The organism is Chitinophagaceae bacterium, from assembly GCA_007695095.1.
Classification (GTDB): domain Bacteria; phylum Bacteroidota; class Bacteroidia; order Chitinophagales; family REEL01; genus REEL01.
The window spans coordinates 1-2,715 of record REEL01000034.1 but is presented as its reverse complement, the minus strand read 5'-3'; the positions used below and the strand labels follow the sequence as shown (position 1 = coordinate 2,715).

Genomic DNA, 2,715 nt, shown 5'->3' with positions numbered 1-2,715 from the left:
GGCTACCTCGTAATCAGGGACATAATATCCCGGATCGTCCCATAGATCCCAATCTACATCTTCAAAGTTGAGCTCACTCAACTCTGCAGAAATAGTCAGGGCATCTTCTTTGATCATTTTCAGAAGTTTTTTTAAATCATATTTCTGAGGTTCATTTAATCTGATAGCTTCCCATTCCTGAAAGAACTTCTCAACGAACATTCTTTCAATTCGCTCGTCTTGCTGAAGGATTTCCCAAAGGAAATCGTTTTTTTGGGAGTTGTCGATGTTGTTATATAATTTTTGGAGGTTGGACATGATTGGGGTTAATATTGAAAAAGTATGAAGATAGATTTTTAGTTTTTTGTAACCTTAAGCTACCTAAAAAGGACGCTCATCCAGATCAGTTTGGTCAAAACCCTCTTCAGTTGCATTGTCAGGTTCGTTATTATATTCCTCAAAGTCTTTACATACGCAATAATCAGGATAAGGGCAATTATCGGGCTCGTATTGGCAAAACTCGATGTGACTTGTTCCAAAAGACATTTCCACATGTTTTTCACTCCAGAATTTTCTGATAAGGGGATAACGCATATGCATTGGTAAATTCTCCGGAAAGTCGAGAGCAAAATGCTTTACCTCCAGCAGTTTTTCGAGTTCTTCTGCCAAAACAGCCTTTTGATCCAGGGTAAGTTTATCTTCTGGGGGTAGAAGAGAAACGTCGATAGTTGTAATTGTTGATATGGGTATTCCTTCACCATAAATATACTGTTCCACATGAGAGAAATCACCCATTTCAATTTTATCCTCAAAATCGGTAGTTTCATTTAAGTTATTTTGAGCCGCAATATATTGCCTCGTCGCTCTTATGTCATTAATGAGTTGATTGATGTATTTTTCCATCTGATTATAGCATTTAAGTTTTTAACTCTAAAACGGTTTTTAATTTTGATGGTTTAGTTTCTGTAATATACTTGGAAAATAAATATTAAAATGAAATTTTCATGATTTTATTTATAGGGTTTAAATGGTTGTGATGGTTGATTGGTGTGGGGTTGATATGGTTGTTCATGATTGGATGGTTTGGGGAGGATTTGTTTGAATTGATAAAATAGCCCGCAATAATTTATTCTGGTAATACTGTAAATATTTTCACTGTAGTACAAAAATCTCAATTTAATTAATCATTATTTTTTGTTTGAAAATTAATTACAAATAAAATTATCAAACAATTATTTGTTGGTTCTCTGTAATTGATTTACTATCTGCAAAAATAAAAAACTAGTAGCAAAATAAATTTAGTTTTTTCATTGTATTAATATGTAATATAAGTGATAGTTCTCCATGGTATTTAATTATAAGAACTGGCCAAATGGAATTGACAGATCATCATCTAGTTCGACCTGTAAACCCAGCACATTAGTATATTTTTTTGATACTATCCATACTGGCTGTTCTTTAATCCTGGTTGAATTCTTCAACTCAAAAATCGTTACTTCCTTTTCTACACCCTGATTATTTGCAAGGGCAAAAAACCTTTTTTCCGAAATTTGAACCTTCAAGCTTTCCGCTTTGGTAAACATGTTATTTTCTAATAATTTCTGATAATCCGATAAAAAACATGATGGCAAAACTTTAATTCCATCGAACTGACTGTAGAAATCTTCCTCTGATTTTTTATTGCTGATGAATGGTTTTAATTCATTTTCAATCGTATATTTGAGCAAGGTGGAGGTTGTGTCAAAGTCTTCTTTGTCTTTAATATCCCATTGCGGATAAACATAATCGATCATTTTCTGCAACTCAGATTCCTGAAGTATTCCTTGGTTTTCTTGTTGTTTTATTTTTAAAATTTCCAGAGTACGATTGATTACCTGTTCATTAGAGTAAATATATTTATCAGTTTTATTTCGGTCTTCAAACACCACACAATTACATATCCCTTTTTGACGCTTTCTATTTACCCGGCCAAACCTTTGTATCAATGCATCTAAAGGAGCGGGTTCCGTGAAAATAATATCAAAGTCAATATCTAGACTTACCTCAATAGCCTGTGTGCCGACAAGTAAATTAATTCCCGGGTCAAAAAGCTGCTCTTCTTTTTGGTTGCGATCATGAGCATTGAATGCACTGTGCAACAAAACTTTCTTGTTAGTACTAAGACTTTCGTACATGAGTTGTGATTGTTTTACAGTATTACAAACTACCAAAACTTTTTTTCCTGAATTCAGCGTTTCCTGAATAGAAGCAGTATTTTCATCCAGTCTGCCTTGCTTAACATTTATCCTATGGCGGTTGAAGCTTTTATAAAGCATATCATCAGCCGATATCGTTTCATAATTACCAAGGGCCTTTTCTATTTCTTTCCTTAAGAAGTCTGGTAAAGTTGCTGTCATAACAAAAACACTTACGTTGAAATACTTAACGGCAAACTCTATAAGTACTAAGATCTGCGCAAATACCTTAGGGTTATAGGCATGAATCTCATCGAAAATAAAATAACCACCCAGCCATTCAAATAAGCCTTTTTCGAAACCTTTAAGTGCAAACAGGTTTTTTAGTAATTGGAATGGAGTAGTGATTTTTATGGGAGTTACAAGATTTTTAAAGTTTTCCAATAGCTCTTTTTTCTTTCCTTCATCCGGAATGTCATCATTTTCAAATTTATGCTCAATGATTTCGGCATGTTTACATTGATTAAGCCGTAGTTTACCGGGTATGTCATGATTATTCGGT

The 2,715-nt window shown here is 33.7% G+C and carries 3 protein-coding genes; all 3 read right to left on the bottom strand.

The annotated features are described in order from the left end of the window. Window positions 1–297, bottom strand: a 297-nt coding sequence (locus EA412_00660; protein ID TVR83895.1) for a hypothetical protein, incomplete at its 3' end; no start/stop codon positions are given. Window positions 298–360: 63 nt separating this feature from the next. Then, on the bottom strand, window positions 361–882 hold the full coding sequence (locus tag EA412_00655) for a hypothetical protein (protein ID TVR83894.1): 522 nt from the start codon (window positions 880–882) through the stop codon (window positions 361–363). 452 nt (window positions 883–1,334) lie between these two features. After that, on the bottom strand, window positions 1,335–2,715 hold a 1,381-nt coding region (cas3, locus tag EA412_00650), incomplete at its 5' end, for a CRISPR-associated helicase Cas3' (GenBank protein ID TVR83893.1).